A 16,492-nucleotide genomic window follows, 5' to 3' on the forward strand; every position below is an offset into this window, starting at 1 on the left:
TACGAGGGAACACAACGACTTTTCGTGACAACAGTAACTCATGAATCCTATAACTCAAAAAATAAGCCAGTTTGTGCAACAACGGGGTAGGTTGATTGCGCAGGTACTAGCCGCTTTATTGACTGTAATCACTTTGTATATAGTCGCAAAGCTAATATGGTTGTGGATTGGATTTTTTCAACCACCACAACAAGCAGCACCTGTCGTTCAAACACGTCCCCAGCAAACCAATCGCCCAGCTGTTGATATCAACAAGCTGGTGTCCTTGCATGTCTTCGGTGAGGCTGGTCGAGTCGAAGAAGAAACCGTACAAGCTGAAGAAACGCGCCTCAACCTAAAGTTATTGGGTACTTATGTATCCGATGAGGAAGAGCTATCCAGCGCTATCATTCAGGCCAATGGGCGTGATGAGAAAGCTTACTTTATCAATGACAAGTTGCAGGTAAGCGGTAATGTGGTGTTGGAAAAGGTCGAAACATTAAAAGTTATCTTGAGAAATAATGGCAAGCTGGAAACTCTAACTTTAGAAGAGCAGCTTAATCAGAGTGCACTTGAAAAGCCGAAACAGTCACTGGTTCCTTCGGAGCCTGGAGCTGGGGAAAGAACCATTGATAAAAGGCGTGATTCTCGCTTAACCAGTGAGCTGGCCGAGATGAAGGATAAGGTATTTACCGATCCTCAGTCACTTGCAGATTTAGCCAAATTTGAGCAGGTCGTCGATGAAAGTGGTGTGGTAACAGGTTATAAAGTTGCCCCTGGCAGCGACCCAAGAATGTTCGCTCGACTTGGCTTAAGACGCAATGATGTCATCAAGTCAGTTAATGGAACACAACTCAATGAACAGGGTTTATTGGGTATCGCCAACGAGTTGACCAGTGCAGATTCGCTGGAAATTACAATTGAGAGAGATGGACAGCCCGTAACACTATTGCTGGGTTTGTCAGAGCTGTCACAGCAGCAAAAGTCAGATCCAAATGAGAGAAGAATCCAATGATACAGAGACTCAAGAAAATTCGTATGAAACAGCTGGGTAGCAGCCTAACCATGTCGCTTTGTGCTGCAGGCCTGTTACTGTCTTCGTTTAGCGCGAATGCGGAAAGGCTTAATGTCAGAGACGCTGATATTCGTGAGGTGGTTGAAACGGTTGCCAAAATCACCGGCAAAACCATGATCGTTGATCCTCGTGTGAAAGGGTTAAAAGTAACCATCATTACTGCGGGTAATGTGGACTACACCAAGGACCAAATTTATAACATCTTTGTTTCAGCACTTCAGGTTCATAAGTTCCAGGCGATTGAAGCAAATGGTGTGGTTAAAATTGTTCCGGATCAGCAGGCGCGTTCAGAGTACTCCCCGGTTAACGTTTCCAATCTGGATGATTATGGTGACCGTTATATCACTCAGGTGATTCCTGTTCAGAATGTTGATGCGCAACAAATCATGAACGTACTACGTCCTCTGGTATCCCCAACGTCAGGTCATTTGTTTGCTGTGCAGGGAACCAATACTTTAATCCTTCATGACTCAGCTTCTAATGTGCGTCGAATTAGTGAAATTATTGACCGTACAGATAAAGCTAACGACGAAGAGATAGAAGTCATTCCACTGGAGCATGCATCAGCAAGTGAAATCGTTCGTATTCTGGAAAGTTTAAATCGTAGTGGACGCCAGCAACAGGGTAATGAAGTACAGGAACCTCGCTACGTTGCGGATGAACGAACCAACAGTATTTTGCTCAGTGCAAATGATCGTCAAAGAGTTCGTCTACGTGCGCTGATTAGTAGCCTGGATCGTCCATTGAACTCCATGGGCAATACCAAAACAGTATTTTTGAAATATGCCAAGGCTGAGCAGGTTGCAGAAGTTCTTTCCGGCATTGGCGAAATTAAGCAAAAAGAAGAAGCTGCGGCATCTGGTCGCGGCGGAGCTGGAACGGCTGGAACGGGTGGTATCGCAGCACAGAGATCGTTATATAGCATTCAACCGCATGAAGAAACTAATGCTCTAGTATTGACTGCACCACCAGATATTATGCGTGAGTTTGATTCTGTAATTCGTGCGCTGGATATTCGCCGTAAACAGGTTCATGTAGAAGCCATTATTGTTGAGATCTCGGATAATAAAGCGAAAGAATTAGGTATTCAGTGGCTGTTCTCGCCTGAAGGCAGCAGCACAACACCAGGCGGTGTGGTTAATTTTACTAACACAGGCCCAGGTATTGGTCAGGTTGCCGCTGGCGCAATTTCAGCTCGTGGAACTGAAGAAGAAGTGTTTGTCAGAGATCCTGATACCGGTGTAATCACAGGTACAGAAACAATTCGTACCGGTGGTGATAATGGTGCAGCACTGGCTGAAGTGTTAGGTGGCATGCAAGGGCTTGGTTTAGGCGTTGCCAGGATTAGACCGGACGGCTTTAGCTGGGGCGCTTTCATTCGTGCTTTAGAGGGCGTGACTGATTCTAATACGCTTTCCCGCCCAAGTGTGACGACTCTTGATAATGTTGAGGCAATCTTCAAGTCTGGTCAGGAAATTCCAATTATTACCGGTTCAACACTAGGCGATAATAACTCAAATCCGTTCCAGAATGTTGAGCGTAAAGATGTGGGTGTGATGCTTAAGCTGACACCACAAATTAACGAAGGCAATTATGTCCGTCTTGATATTGAGCAGGAAGTGTCTTCAATCGCTGGTTCAACCAACGTAGACGTAGTAACCAACAAACGTGAAGTGAAAACTTCTGTGTTGGTTCCCGATGGCGGCATGGTTGTACTGGGCGGTTTGATTGATGATGACATTCAACAAAGCTCTCAGAAAGTACCTATTCTTGGAGATATTCCAGTATTAGGTCATGCGTTTAAATCACAGCGCACCCAAAAAATTAAACGTAATCTGATGATCTTCATTCACCCAACTGTGTTGAAAGATGATGAAGAACTACGTGAAATAAGTAGTGCTAAATACAGTTATATCAGAGCGCAGCAGATTGAGCAGGCCAATCGTGGTATTAGCCTAATGCCTGAAGAGGACTCTGAAGTTCTGCCTACTTACGATGAAGCATTGGTGTTACCACCAACTTATGAAGAGTATATGCTAGACGAAGACGGTGAGGCTAAGGAAGACTAATGGCTGAACAAATGGCAACTAAACAATCTGAGCATGAAACGGAAGCCGTTACCAAAGAAGTAGGCTTTCGCCCCTTGCCATTTAGCTTTGCCAAGCGTCATGGTGTCTTTTTGATACGAACTGATGATGGTATGCAGTGCTACATGCGAGAGGGTACAGCTCCGCAGGCCTTGCTCGAAGTGCGCCGTCATTACCCTCATCGTTTCCAGATTGAAAAACTGAATGAGACAGAATTCGAAAGTCGTCTTAGTGCTTTTTATCAGTCCGGAACTGCAGATGCGCGCCAGACTATGGAAGACCTTGGCGATGAGATGGATCTGTTCCGCCTGGCTGAAGAAATGCCAGAAACAGAAGACTTGCTCGAAGCCGAAGACGATGCACCGATCATTAAACTGATCAACGCACTACTGACCGAAGCCATTAAAGAAAATGCTTCGGATATCCACATTGAAACATTCGAGAAAACATTATCGGTTCGATTCCGCGTTGATGGCGTGTTGCGTGAAGTTTTACAGCCCAATCGTAAGTTAGCTCCATTGCTGGTTTCACGTATTAAAGTAATGGGCAAGCTCGATATTGCGGAAAAACGTATCCCGCAGGATGGTCGAATTGCTCTAAGAATTGCTAATCGCGCGGTGGATGTTCGTGTATCTACTATGCCATCAAGCTTTGGCGAGCGGGTAGTACTTCGTTTATTAGATAAAGAAGCCGGGCGTCTTGAGTTTTCGCATCTGGGTATGGAACCGAAAACGATGCAGCTGATGAGCGATTTGCTGCATAAACCGCATGGCATTATATTGGTAACGGGTCCGACAGGTTCCGGTAAGACGACAACCTTGTATGCGGGCTTGTCACTTCTTAATAACTCCACTCGAAATATTCTCACAGTTGAAGATCCCATTGAGTATCTGATCGATGGTATTGGTCAGACTCAGGTTAACCCAAAAGTGGATATGACATTTGCCCGTGGGCTCCGCGCTATTCTGCGTCAGGATCCTGATGTGGTGATGGTCGGTGAGATTCGAGATTTGGAAACTGCGCAAATTGCAGTTCAGGCAAGTTTGACCGGTCACCTGGTTTTATCAACTTTGCACACCAATACCGCAATTGGTGCGGTAACCCGTATGCAGGATATGGGGGTTGAGCCTTTCCTGTTATCGACAAGTTTATTAGGTGTATTAGCTCAACGCTTAGTCAGAAGACTCTGTCCTGAGTGTAAAAAGCCGGCAGTTGCCAATCAGAAAGAATGTGAATTAATGGGCTTTGATGCTTCAAATCCACCAACCATCTATCATCCTGATGGCTGCGAAGCCTGTAACTATCATGGCTATCGTGGACGTCAGGGTATTTATGAGTTAGTTATGATTGATGATCAGATGCGTACCATGATTCATAACAATAACAGTGAGCAGGAAATGGAACGCCATGCGCGTAAGTTTACGCCGAGTATACGCGCAGATGGTCGTCAACGTGTACTTGAGGGGATGACCTCAGTAGAAGAAGTCTTGCGTGTAACGCGGGAGGATTAATGGCCGCGTTTGAATATGTTGCTCTAGATGCTCGCGGAAAGCAGAAAAAAGGTGTTCTGGAAGCCGACACTCCTCGCCAAATTCGCCAGCAATTAAGAGAAAAAGATATGACGCCACTGGAAGTGGTTCATATTGGTGATGCGCAGAAAGCGCGTGAAAAAAGCTCAGGCGGATTCTTCAAACCTTCCATCAAAGTAGCCGATCTGGCACTAGTTACCCGCCAGTTGGCCACTCTGGTTAAAGCTGCTCTGCCGATTGAAGAAGCATTAAAAGCGGTTGCCGATCAAACCGATAAAGGCAAAGTTAAGAGTATCATTCTTGGCGTACGTGCCAAAGTTCTTGAAGGGCATACTTTAGCCGATGGCATGGCAGAATTCCCCAACGTCTTTAATGAACTCTATCGCTCCATGGTTGCTGCCGGTGAGCGTGCGGGTCATCTGGATAAGGTTCTTAATCGATTAGCTGATTACACCGAGCGCCGTCAGAAGATTAACAGCAAAGTATCAGCTGCAATGGTCTATCCGGTGGTATTGATACTGGTGGCAGTGGGTGTGGTATCCGGCTTGATGGTCTTTGCCGTTCCTAAGGTTGTAGAACAATTCACTCACATGAGTCAGGAGCTTCCAGTACTGACAAAAATCTTAATTGGTATCAGTGACTTTGTAATTAACTATGGCCTCTATGTTTTGATATTACTGATTCTGATGTTTATTGGAATGAGATATTGGTTACGCAATGAAGACAATAAACGCAGATGGCATGCCAAAATATTGAAGATGCCAGTCTTTGGTCGTCTATCAAGTAATCTCAACACGGCTCAATTTTCAAGTACCTTAAGCATTTTGCATTCCAGCGGAGTTCCATTGCTCGAAGCCATGAATATTGGCGGCAAAGTGTTGTCTAATTTAAAGATGCGACAGGCAGTTAAAGAAGCAGCCATCAAAGTTCGCGAAGGTAGTAGTCTGAAAGTGGCGCTACAACAGTCCAGTTTATTCCCGCCAATGATGATTCACATGATCGGCAGTGGTGAAGCCAGTGGCGAATTGGAGCAAATGTTGCAACAGGTCTCGGACAATCAGGAGAGCCTGTTTGAAAATAGTGTTGATGTGGCACTGAATATAATGGGGCCGCTTATTATCTTGGCTCTCGGCGGTATGGTGATGTTCATTGTACTGGCCATGATGCTACCTATTTTTGAATTGACTAATTCTATTACAAGTTAACTATTTTTTTCGGAGTAGAAATGAAACGTATATTGCGCAAACAGAAAGGTTTTACCTTAACTGAAATTTTGATTGCATTGGCAATCGTTGCCATTATGGGAACCGTAGTAACATTAAGTTTGCTAGGCAACACTGACAAAGCCAACCTGCAAAAACTAAAGTCGGATTTGGGTACCATTGAAATGGCATTACAGAATTACAAACTGGACAATGGCTACTATCCGTCTACCGAACAGGGCTTACACGCTTTAATTGAAAAGCCGACTACCAACCCTGTACCACAGAATTACCCACGAAATGGCTATCTTGGCACTCGAGCCATTCCAACCGATCCGTGGAAGCGTGAATATATTTATATGCAGCCTGGCCGTAATCACGATTACGATCTGTATACATTAGGCGCAGACGGCCGTCCTGGTGGTGAAGGCGAAAATATGGACATCAGTCCCTGGAATGTACATGAAGCCAATTTCAACCGCGACAATCAGTAAGACAAAACTTCACCGCTCAATTATTCAAGCAGGTTTTACCCTGCTTGAAATTCTTATAGCGCTGGCGATTGCCAGTATTATGCTTTCTGTCGCGGTCATCGCATTTTCTGATAACGATGCTGCAAAACTTAAGAATAAAGCGCACCAGTTATATGGATTGATGCAAATTGCACAGGAAGAGTCGATCCTGCGCGGTGTAGAAATTGGCATTAGGGTGAAGCAGGATGGATACAGTTTTCTGATCTACGATGGAACTCGCTGGAATCCATTACAGGAGCATACATTATTAAGGGATGTAGAGCTCGAAGAGCCGATTGAAATGTATGTCAATGTAGAAGGTCAGGAGGCCCTACTGGCTAATTCAGAAGCTGATGACGAATCGGTCGAAGAGCAGGATGGTGATCAGGATGCGAATAAAGAGATTAAGCCACCACAGATTTTCATGCTTTCAAGTGGTGAGATGAATGAGTTTACAGTCACCATAGGCTTGGATCGTGATGAACCCAAATTTTATCGGATAACCGGCAATTATTTGGGCGAAATAAATTTTGAACCTGCAATGGAAGGGCACTATCGGCACGATTGGGATTTAGAGCTCAATGAGCCATTTTAGTTAGTTGAAAGAAATTGATGATAGCAAATCACACAAAACAGAAAGGCTTGAGTTTGCTAGAGCTATTAATTGCTCTGGCAGTGTTTGCTATTTTCATTACCCCTATGTTAACCGGATTATATGCTGCAAGTGTGACCGCTATTGGCAATTCTAAAGAGCGAACATTGGCCAGTTACATTGCGCAAAACCATTTAGCAGAATTACAACTGGAAGATGAATGGCCTTCAACCGGTAAAAAGCAGGGCGAGGTAGAGTTCGCAGGTCAGGAATGGCGCTGGGAACAAGAAGTAGTCAATACCGCTAACGAAGATATGCGTAGAGTGACGGTAACTATTTTGTTAGGAGAGCAAGGTAGCTTCTCCATGATTGGTTTCGTTGGCAAGACAGAGAAACGCTAATGAAACGAATTCACGCTAAACAGGCTGCATTTACGCTTACTGAGATTCTGGTAGCGTTGTTTGTATTCAGTGTGGTTGTGGCAGGAGCGTTGCAAGTTTTCACTTTTTTGCAGAACGCAACCGACTCGAATGATAAGCAGATTCAGCGAATACGTGAAGTACAGATGGCTGTAAGGCAGCTGGAAGAGGATATTCGCTATTTAGTACCACGTACCAGACGAGATGAATATGGCGATACCTCACCACTGATAGTAGGTGAAAGCAGTAGCGTGAATAGTTACCTGGAGTTTACGCGGGCCGGATGGCGAAACCCGGCAAAGTTATCTCGCAGCGAACTGCAGCATCTAAAGTATGAGTTTGTGGATGACGAGCTATTGAGACATCATTGGATATATGTCGACCCAGCGCAGAATGGACAGGAGCTAACACGTGTTATGTTGACAGGTGTTACTGAGTTTAAAGTTGAATTTCTTGAAGACGATAACTGGAAAGAAGATTGGATTATAGATCGTGGTACTAAAGGAACCATGCCCGAGGCGGTAAAAGTCACAATCGAGCTAAAGGACTTTGGTGAAATATATCGACTGTTCCCAATGGCCGACTTTGCTTCTAATGAACGAAGCGAAGGTGCAGATGAAAATGGTCGAGGGGGTGAGTCAGGGCCGGGCAATGACGGCGGTACTGATATAAGAGGGAGACGTTGATGAATCCTCTACATACCTTAACTTCTTCCAGAAAAGTGAGCATAAAATGCTCCAAACAAAGCGGTATTGCTTTGATTACGGTGCTGGTGATTTTCTCGGTATTGAGCATTATGGCCATTCATATACTGTCTAATCAGCATATGAATAACCAAAGAACCGCCAATATAATCAATAGTTCAAGGGCTTATCAATATATGTATGGGGCGGAAGAGTTCGCCAAAAGTTTGTTGCAGAATTACTTTGAAGAAAGCGACCAGGAGCGTGTCCATCGCAACCAGCCATGGGCGCAAAATCCAATGATGTTTCCTATTGAACAGAATATGGGACAACTTGAAGGCTCGGTTAGAGACATGCATAGCTGCTTCAATCTAAATAGCATTATCATGGAGCCGGTTGTTCAGGCAGGAAGTGAAGATAGCGAGCGTGGTAATGGCGGTGGTGGTCTGCAGGTTGTTGGAGAAACTGGCGGCCAGACAGACGAACAATTACCAGGACAAAAGTTATTTGCGAAACTGATTGAGCCTTTAATAGAACAAAGCGAAAGTTCGCCCCAGGCTCTGGCAGCTGCTGTACGTGACTGGATTGATGATGACCTGGAGCCTGCGGGAATTGATGGTGCAGAAGACTATACTTATACCGGCCTGACCAAACCCTACCGAACGGCTAATACTTTTATGGCTCACACCAGTGAGCTGATGGTGGTTAAAGGGTTTAATGCAGCAATCTATGACAGTATCAAAGACTACATTTGCGTATTACCGACCGAGCAGGGCACCATCAATGTTAATACAGTGAAACCCGAGCAGGCGGAGTTAGTTTGGATTTTATTAGAGGACGTTGATCTGGCAACGGTAAGACAGGCGTTGGAACAGCTGCCAGAGGATGGTTATGACGAAGCCTCCTTTTTCGAGAGCTTGGGCAGTGGTAAAGTGTCGAAAGATGGGCGTGGGAGATTAGTGTTTGATAGCCAGTATATGCAACTAACTGCCACAGCAATGGTTCAATCAGGTAGAGCCAAAGTGCAATCCTTGTTGATGAAGTCAGAGAATAAATTTCAGGTGGTTGCACGCCACATTGGAGATTAGCAATGAAAGATCGATTGTTTATTCGATTAAAGAGTGATGAGGAGTCATTAGAGTGGGGACTCATGACTCATGAGGAGTCTGTTCCGAAATTCAGTGAGCAGGGTGAATTATTGCTGGATGACATGATTGCTCTGGCTGAGCAAGCAGCCCAGAATGAAGTTGTTCTTCTGCTGCCTGCCAGTCGTGTAAGGTGTTTTAATGTTAAAGCACCCACCCGTAATCGAAAGCAGCTAGAGAAAGCGGTTCCTTATATTCTTGAGGAGCAGGTTCTGGAGAATGTTGAGCAGCAACTGTTTGCACTAGGTAGCATCAATGCCAGTGGCATGGTAGCAGTGAATGTAGTTGATAAAAGTTATCTCGAAGACGTGTTGGAAAGACTGAAGAATGCATCAATTGAGCCAGACTATGTGGTATCTGATGCTTCCTGTTTGCCATTGTTTGATGATGCCTGGTCTGTATTGGAGCATGATGATTCAATTTTGGTTCGACAGTCAGCCAATGAATACTGGTCTACCGAAGCTGATATGCTGTCCGATCTGATGAGCTGGAACTTGCAGACTCAGTTTGAAGAAAACCAAACCGTATCCCAGGCAGTCAGGATTTATAGCCCGGATGAAAATACCAACCTGCTTGCTGGCATTGCTGGCTTAGCAATACAAAAAATGCCAGTGGAAAACAGTTTTGAGTGGTTATGTAGTCAGTTTAATTACTCGTTACTGAACCTTCTACAACAGGAATTTTCTTCACAGAAAAAACATCAGGTAAATTTAGGTCAATGGAAAATGCCGGCCATTGCAGCAATTGCTTTAATAGCGGTTGGATTTATATATTTAATCAGTCAGATGATTGTTTTGAACCAGCAAAAAAATCAATACGAGCAGCAGATTTTAACCAGTATCCAGCAAGTTTTTCCAAATGTTAGTGACGTGAACACCGGCTTAATACAGGTATCCAATCGCTTCTCCACATTAGGTGGTGACGCAGCGTCAGCGAACAGCTTCATGTTATTACTCGATAAATCTTTAGCGGCAATCGATCCGCAAACTATAAAAGTGTCGCAACTGGAATACTTATCAAGCATGGCACAGTTAAGCTTTGATGTTGAAACAAGTGATTACTCAACATTAACAGCAGCGCAGAATAAGTTGGAAGCAACGGGAATGCAGGTTGAGATGCGTAATGCTTCGGAGAGTGGTGGCACCTGGTCTGCACGGATTTCAGTGGGAGTAAAACAATGAGCGCATTAAAAACTTGGTACTCCGGTTTGCAGGAGCGTGAGAGAAATATGGTGATTGCACTGGGCGTTGCTTTGGCCATCTTGCTGATTTTTTTATTAGTGGTGTTACCGTTAAAGAATTACTTTAACAGTCTAAACGATGATCTCAGTTATTATGAGAATCAGGCCATAACAATTGAGAAGCAGGTTGCAGCAATAAAAAGTGCAGGCCCTGGGAAAGTGACCAATGACAATATATCTCTAAACCAGCTGGTAAATCAGACGGCAAAAAGTTTCGGACTGAGCTTTTCCAGAATTGAAGAACGTGAAAGAAATAAAGAAATTCAGTTAAGGCTTGATAATGTTGAGTTTGATCAGCTTCTACGTTGGATTTCTTTGTTGGAGCAAGGTCGTGGGTTGGTAGTTGATACCTTAAGAGTTTCAAAAAAGGATGCAGTGGGCAGAGTGGATGCTTCGATCAAATTGATAAAAGCTTCATGAAAAAATTGATTTTAAGTTTCATTATTGGTTTTTTATTGCTATTAATTTTTGTATTAGCAATGGCTCCGGCAAGAATAGTATTACCTTGGTTTACCCAGGGGCTACCCCAGTTATCATTAAATCAGCCATCGGGCTCAATCTGGAATGCCACTTTGGATTCTATTAGTTTTCAGGGAAGAAGCATTCACAATATCTCAGCGCAGACTGGCTTCTGGTCATTATTACTTGGCAATATCCATTCAGAAATTCAGATAGACGATCAACAACTATTTATTGACGGTAGTGTTCAACTGAATAGTAAGCAAGTATCAATTAACAAAACTGATTACGAACTGGATGCAGGAGCAATACTGGACTGGGTCAGATTGCCCATTACTGAACTTTCAGGTCGCTTTGCTGGTGAAATAAATGAACTTGAGCTTGCGCCCAATGAAATCATAAAGCTTGACGCTAGAGGTGTTTGGCAGAATGCAGTAGTAGGCTATCCCAATTCTGTACTGGAATTAGGTGATATTCACTTCACGATAGAGCGTACCGATGAAGGACGAGCATTACTGACTATAACGGAAAATCCGGGAATGCTGGATTTGGAAGGAACATTAGAAGTGGGGTTTGATAAACAATACCAGTTGAACCTCAGCACGCAGACTGATACACCTGCGCACATCAAACAATGGTTGACTCAGCTGGGTCGCATTGAAAACAACAGAGTTATTATCAAATGGAATGGTCGCCTGCCTTAACAAAGCAACAATGGGATGATCTGGAAGCTATCCTGCTGGATATGGATGGCACTTTACTGGATTTGGCTTTTGATAATGATTTCTGGTTAAGACAGGTTCCCAGGCTATATGCAGAAAAACTTGGTATAGATCCTGAAACAGCTCAGCAACAGCTATTTGATTTATATCATGAATATAAAGGCACGCTGCAGTGGTATTGTACTGATTTTTGGAGCGAGCAATTGGGAATAGATATCATCAAGCATAAGTATGATTTCGCCCATAATATTGCTCTTCGCCCAGGCACAGTAGAATTTCTAAATAAAGCTAAACATCACAACAAACGATTAATTCTGGTGACTAACGCTCACCCCGATACCTTAGCAGTTAAAATGGATCGTGTTTTAATAGCAAAATATTTTGATGACATTTATTCTTCACATCAATTTTCAAGACCTAAGGAATCACCTGAGTTCTGGGAAAGATTGCAGCAGGAAATTAACGTTTCGCTAAACAAATGCCTGTTTGTTGATGACTCAGAAGAGATTTTAACGGTAGCGCAACAATCAGGAGTTAAACTGGTTCTGTCAGTGAGTCAACCGGACTTATCATTGCCAGTCAAAGATGGTATGAAGTTTCCAAATATCAATCAACTCAATGAAATTATTGGATAAATACGACATGCGTAAACCACCCAAAATTAAAAACACCAAATTAATTGCACAGACAAGAATCTTTGGCGTGGAAGAAATGGAGCTGGAGTTTTCAAATGGTGTTTATCGAATTTATGAACGGCTCAAAGCCGGTAAGCATGGTGCGGTAATGATTGTACCTCTGCTGGATAGTGAGACCATGTTACTCATTAAAGAGTATGCTGCCGGAGTTGAGCGTTACGAATTGGCTTTCCCCAAAGGATTGATTGATGCGGGTGAAACCAGTGAGCAGGCGGCAAACCGCGAGCTCCAGGAAGAAGTTGGTTATGCAGCAGAGCAGCTTCATGTGCTACGAAAAGTAAGTCTTGCTCCAGGCTATTTGGGTCATCAGATGGATATTGTTGTTGCTGAGGAGCTTTTCCCGAGCAAGCTGGAAGGCGATGAGCCTGAGCCAATTGAAGTTGTCGAGTGGAAAATTAGTGATATGGATAGTTTGCTGGATATAGAAGAGTTTAGTGAAGCTCGCAGCATTGCTGCTTTATATTTGCTAAAAGATTATTTGGCGAAAAAGCAATAAAAAAACAGCGAGTATATCTCGCTGTTTTTTTCTGAACGTAAGCTATTTTTCTTCTGCAGGCATAGAGATCACTGTTTCACCATCATCCTGCTGTTCCAGCGTGCCGTTAATTTCCAGGTAATCCTGGATGGGTTTGTCACCAGCTACAATCTGAATAGCGATGGGTTTTTCATAGGCTACTGACAAGTCTTTAGCATAGATAGTTAGCAAATGAATACCTTCAGTTTGTGGGATAACTGTTATAACTTTTTCTTCCGATTGTTGAGTCTGGGTGCCAGACTTAAAGGTCATTAAAGAGTCGCTCGATAATATCAAATTATCGGTAGTTTGTAGGCGTGCCGTAATATCGTGTTTGATATTACTGGTAGTCAGATAAACCTGTACAGGCTCTCCAACTGCAACACGCTCCTTGCTAACTTTATAATTAATCGCTGTTTTAGAGCCGGGCTTCCCCGGACTCTGATAGCTTTGCTTCATTTTGTGCGCTTCACTCTGTTGGGCGCAAGCAGTTAAAGGTGCAGTGCCTAGCAACAAGCTAATGGCAGTGCTTAAGAATACGGTAAGTGTTTTCATAATCTGTGCCCTAAAATTGATTAATTACTGATAAGTTCAACATCATAACAAGCCGCTGCAATGTCTGATCCTGTTGAGTCATAAGCCAAAGTATCGGCAACGTATGTGCCAGCTTGTAAGTTTGTCGTAATTTCTACTTCACCTGTCCCAAAGTCCTGATTGAGCGCAACCAAACTACCACGAGAATAAATGTAGGCATCGACATCGTTAGTATTTGCAACAGCTGGAGTGAGTCGCAATGTGTAACTGCCGCTACTTGCAACATTGAGCCTTAAGAATCGATGGTTACCGAGTTTATTTCGGTCATCACCATTAGTCGTATTTGTACAAGCTTGTACAGGAGCATTGTCAGGATTGATAGTGACATAGACGGGCAGGTTTGCATTATTGCCACCACTATTGGTTTCATTACTGCCCCAAATATCGGTGTTGGTAACTATCTGTTGGCCACTAACCAGACTATTAACTTGGGCCTCTTGAGCTGGGTTATTATCTTTTAAATAGGTTATGAAACTGAAAATACTGGTGAATGCTTCAGTATTTTTTTGTTCGTTAGTTAATACTTCATAAATCGGACCAAGTCCTAAAGTTGTCGTGTCGTCATTTAGTCCATCATAAATATCATAGAGGATTGCCTGAACGGAGCCTTCACTAAACCAACCCTTGTTGGATACGTTATTGTTTTCAACATTAATAGAAAAGCCTTGTGCCTGCTGAGAGCCATAGGAATCTCGATAGTAAGGGTCATCAGTGATTATGCCGGACCAGGCGTTCCCAAACCCTTCGCTAAATGCCACTCGCATATCCAAACGATCGCCTCCGGAATGAGAACCACCGATGCTATCTGAACGAGCCAGTTTATCTTCAAAATAGTGTCCCCATTCGTGAATGATAACGTGACCATCATATTCGTCAGTATCACTATTGGCTGCACCTAATAAGAAAATTTCACCGTTGCTGTAAAAAGACGTACCAATCTGACCTTGGCTACGATCTCCCGACTGCGCAACATTGTTTACGCTCCAATTTATTTTAAGCTCTGGTAGATTGATGGAGCTATCGACGACCTCAAGTTTCATGATCGTCTCATAAACTCGATCTAAAATATGAAATGGTGCTGCTGCACGTGTCGATGTATAGCTGCTGCCCCCCCATCCTGAGGCTGCATTGAGGTTACGGGTTTGATTGCTACTGCCCGTTGAAAAGACAGAGGAATCAAGTACGTAGATAGCTCCATTATTAGTGTTATCGACAATTGTTGTATCCCAGCCTGGGGAGCCAGTTTGTAACAATTCAGCTCGGACGCGAATTTTTACCTCAGTATTAGAGTTGAGTTCAAAACTATACTGGCCATTACTATCAGTTTTAGATGTAGCAATTACAGAGTTACCCTGCAATACCTGGATAGTAGCTCCACGTATTGGGTCTTGGCTGATTAGGTTGTAGTTTAATCCATTAGTACTGGTGTTATGAGGAACATTATCATAGGTTGCCGTTCCTGAAATTGTTACTTTTTCTGGAACAGGTCCAGAGGAGGGCGGTGTAGAGTCATCGCCACCGCTGCCGCATGACACTAGGAATGCCAAACCAGCGATGGTAAAAATGCCACGGATAAGCTTCATTGATCTTCTCCAAACTAGGTATAGCGATAATAGTAAATAATCTAATCTTTACCTAATATGAACAAATCAGCGTTTTAAGTAAATGGTTATTCTGTATCTCAGTGTTGCCTGTGGGCAGTTGAAATTGATACAAAACAGTGGAATATAGATAAATTATCCAGACAAAACAAATGGTTAGAACTTGAGTCTCATTCTTGCTATGGAGTATCTGACGACTTGGTAGCTAATAGGTGATTTAATGCAGCCATTACCTGATTATCTTTTTGATAATCATTTAGAACTTCTCCTGCGCGGGTTGCTAAGCGGCCATTTTCAGACGCATCAAGGGTTTCAAATTCAACAAGGGTGTCTGGAGTGATGCCTGCTCCCTGTATCGATTTGCCAGATGGAGTGTAGTAAAGGGCAGTGGTTAGCTTAACTGCATTGCCACCATGGATAGGAAGGATAGTCTGGACCATGGCCTTTCCGTAGGACTGGGTGCCGAAAATGAAACCACGGTGATGATCCTGTAAGGCTCCGGCAACAATTTCTGAGGCAGAGGCTGAACTTCCATTGACAAGGACGACCATTGGCTTGCCACCCAGGATATCTCCAGAAGTCGCTGTATAAGAGTCGTTACCTTCAGGTAGGCGCCCTTTTGTGGAAACGATGATGCCTTCATTTAAGAAAAGATCGCTAACTTCAATTGCACCATCCAGCAGGCCACCGGGGTTATTACGCAAATCAAGGATAAAACCTGCCAGTGGCGTTTTATTTTGTTTTTCCATCGCGCTTATGGCTTTGCTCAGGTCGTTGGCCGTCCGTATCTGGAATTCGTTAATATGAGCATAGCCAATTCCTTTTTCCAGTAATTCATATCTGACACTGGTGGTGTGGATGATTTGACGAGTAATGGTAATGGTTTCAGTTTTATTGTTAACTGCTTTAATGACCGTGAGAGTTACTTTGCTACCAGGCGGTCCACGCATTAAATCTGAGCCCTCAACATCTGAAAGTCCTTTTGCAGAGACATCACCAATAGCAGTGATCAAATCATTGACTTGCAGGCCGGCTGCTTTGGCTGGAGAGTCTGCCACCACGGCCATGACTTTTATTCCATCCTCCAGATGAAGTGCTTCAATGCCAATGCCAGCGTAATCTCCAGTAGCTGTTTCTTCTAGCTGGGCAAATTCATCAGCATTGAGGTAGCTGGAATAAGGATCAAGGTTATACAGCATCCCCCTGATTGCACCATCAAGAATTTCTTTATCAGTTAGCTCGTGAACGTAGGACTTTTTTATTTCAGCGTAGACGTCAGCTAATGCCGCCAGCTCATCAAGTGGTAGGGTCTCGATTGACGATTCAGGTTGAGGCTTTTGAAGCTCAGGGTTTTCATGAGGGTGTTCTGCCAGAGCGGCCTTTGGCAGCATCAGCATTATTATGCAACCTAAAACAATGCGCTTCATACAGTTCCCTCAATTCC

Annotated in this window: 17 protein-coding genes; 14 read left to right on the top strand and 3 right to left on the bottom strand. The window is 43.7% G+C overall.

The window, feature by feature from the left end; genetic code table 11:
• Positions 1-40 precede the first annotated feature (40 nt).
• Genes gspC through nudE form a run of 14 tightly spaced genes read left to right on the top strand, consistent with a single transcriptional unit; the run spans position 41 to position 12,835 of the window.
• Positions 41-994: a type II secretion system protein GspC gene (gene gspC / locus B158_RS0103430; protein ID WP_018623952.1), complete on the top strand. Its 954-nt coding sequence runs from the start codon at positions 41-43 to the stop codon at positions 992-994.
• Entirely contained in the window at positions 991-3,123 is a 2,133-nt protein-coding gene (gspD, locus tag B158_RS0103435) for a type II secretion system secretin GspD (RefSeq protein ID WP_033413817.1), read from the top strand. Before gspC ends, gspD begins: the two co-directional genes overlap by 4 nt.
• On the top strand, positions 3,123-4,652 hold the full coding sequence (gspE, locus tag B158_RS0103440) for a type II secretion system ATPase GspE (protein WP_018623954.1): 1,530 nt from the start codon (positions 3,123-3,125) through the stop codon (positions 4,650-4,652). The genes gspD and gspE overlap by 1 nt, the downstream gene beginning before the upstream one ends.
• Positions 4,652-5,875 carry a type II secretion system inner membrane protein GspF gene (gspF, locus tag B158_RS0103445; protein WP_018623955.1) on the top strand — a complete coding sequence of 408 codons (1,224 nt, stop codon included), beginning with the start codon at positions 4,652-4,654 and terminating at the stop codon, positions 5,873-5,875. The genes gspE and gspF overlap by 1 nt, the downstream gene beginning before the upstream one ends.
• A 20-nt stretch (positions 5,876-5,895) precedes the next feature.
• Positions 5,896-6,366, top strand: coding sequence for a type II secretion system major pseudopilin GspG (gspG, locus tag B158_RS0103450; RefSeq protein WP_018623956.1), 471 nt, complete (start codon positions 5,896-5,898; stop codon positions 6,364-6,366).
• Positions 6,335-6,979 (top strand): type II secretion system minor pseudopilin GspH, encoded by a 645-nt coding sequence (gene gspH, locus B158_RS0103455; RefSeq protein ID WP_018623957.1) that lies wholly within the window; start codon positions 6,335-6,337, stop codon positions 6,977-6,979. The genes gspG and gspH overlap by 32 nt, the downstream gene beginning before the upstream one ends.
• A 17-nt stretch (positions 6,980-6,996) precedes the next feature.
• A complete protein-coding gene (gspI, locus tag B158_RS0103460) occupies positions 6,997-7,377 on the top strand; it encodes a type II secretion system minor pseudopilin GspI (protein WP_018623958.1) in 381 nt (126 codons plus the stop codon).
• Positions 7,377-8,081, top strand: a complete 705-nt coding sequence (gene gspJ, locus B158_RS0103465) for a type II secretion system minor pseudopilin GspJ (RefSeq protein WP_018623959.1) — start codon at positions 7,377-7,379, stop codon at positions 8,079-8,081. The genes gspI and gspJ overlap by 1 nt, the downstream gene beginning before the upstream one ends.
• On the top strand, positions 8,081-9,166 hold the full coding sequence (gspK, locus tag B158_RS0103470) for a type II secretion system minor pseudopilin GspK (RefSeq protein WP_018623960.1): 1,086 nt from the start codon (positions 8,081-8,083) through the stop codon (positions 9,164-9,166). The genes gspJ and gspK overlap by 1 nt, the downstream gene beginning before the upstream one ends.
• Before the next feature lie 2 nt (positions 9,167-9,168).
• Entirely contained in the window at positions 9,169-10,404 is a 1,236-nt protein-coding gene (gene gspL / locus B158_RS0103475) for a type II secretion system protein GspL (protein WP_018623961.1), read from the top strand.
• Positions 10,401-10,883, top strand: coding sequence for a type II secretion system protein GspM (gene gspM / locus B158_RS0103480; RefSeq protein ID WP_018623962.1), 483 nt, complete (start codon positions 10,401-10,403; stop codon positions 10,881-10,883). Before gspL ends, gspM begins: the two co-directional genes overlap by 4 nt.
• A complete protein-coding gene (locus tag B158_RS0103485) occupies positions 10,880-11,626 on the top strand; it encodes a type II secretion system protein N (protein ID WP_018623963.1) in 747 nt (248 codons plus the stop codon). The genes gspM and B158_RS0103485 overlap by 4 nt, the downstream gene beginning before the upstream one ends.
• Entirely contained in the window at positions 11,605-12,279 is a 675-nt protein-coding gene (gene yrfG / locus B158_RS0103490; RefSeq protein WP_018623964.1) for a GMP/IMP nucleotidase, read from the top strand. Before B158_RS0103485 ends, yrfG begins: the two co-directional genes overlap by 22 nt.
• 7 nt (positions 12,280-12,286) lie before the next feature.
• Positions 12,287-12,835: an ADP compounds hydrolase NudE gene (gene nudE / locus B158_RS0103495; protein WP_026309216.1), complete on the top strand. Its 549-nt coding sequence runs from the start codon at positions 12,287-12,289 to the stop codon at positions 12,833-12,835.
• 42 nt (positions 12,836-12,877) lie between these two features.
• On the opposite strand, the gene B158_RS0103500 is transcribed toward nudE, so the two are convergent.
• The 3 genes from B158_RS0103500 to B158_RS0103510 form a co-directional block, all read right to left on the bottom strand.
• On the bottom strand, positions 12,878-13,408 hold the full coding sequence (locus B158_RS0103500; protein WP_018623966.1) for a hypothetical protein: 531 nt from the start codon (positions 13,406-13,408) through the stop codon (positions 12,878-12,880).
• 20 nt (positions 13,409-13,428) lie between these two features.
• Complete coding sequence (locus tag B158_RS0103505; RefSeq protein ID WP_018623967.1) at positions 13,429-15,030, bottom strand: hypothetical protein; 1,602 nt, start codon at positions 15,028-15,030, stop codon at positions 13,429-13,431.
• A 197-nt stretch (positions 15,031-15,227) separates the two neighbouring features.
• Positions 15,228-16,475 carry a S41 family peptidase gene (locus B158_RS0103510; RefSeq protein ID WP_018623968.1) on the bottom strand — a complete coding sequence of 416 codons (1,248 nt, stop codon included), beginning with the start codon at positions 16,473-16,475 and terminating at the stop codon, positions 15,228-15,230.
• Positions 16,476-16,492 lie beyond the last annotated feature (17 nt).

Source organism: Kangiella aquimarina DSM 16071 (assembly GCF_000374105.1).
In the GTDB taxonomy this organism is placed as follows: Bacteria; Pseudomonadota; Gammaproteobacteria; order Enterobacterales; family Kangiellaceae; genus Kangiella; species Kangiella aquimarina.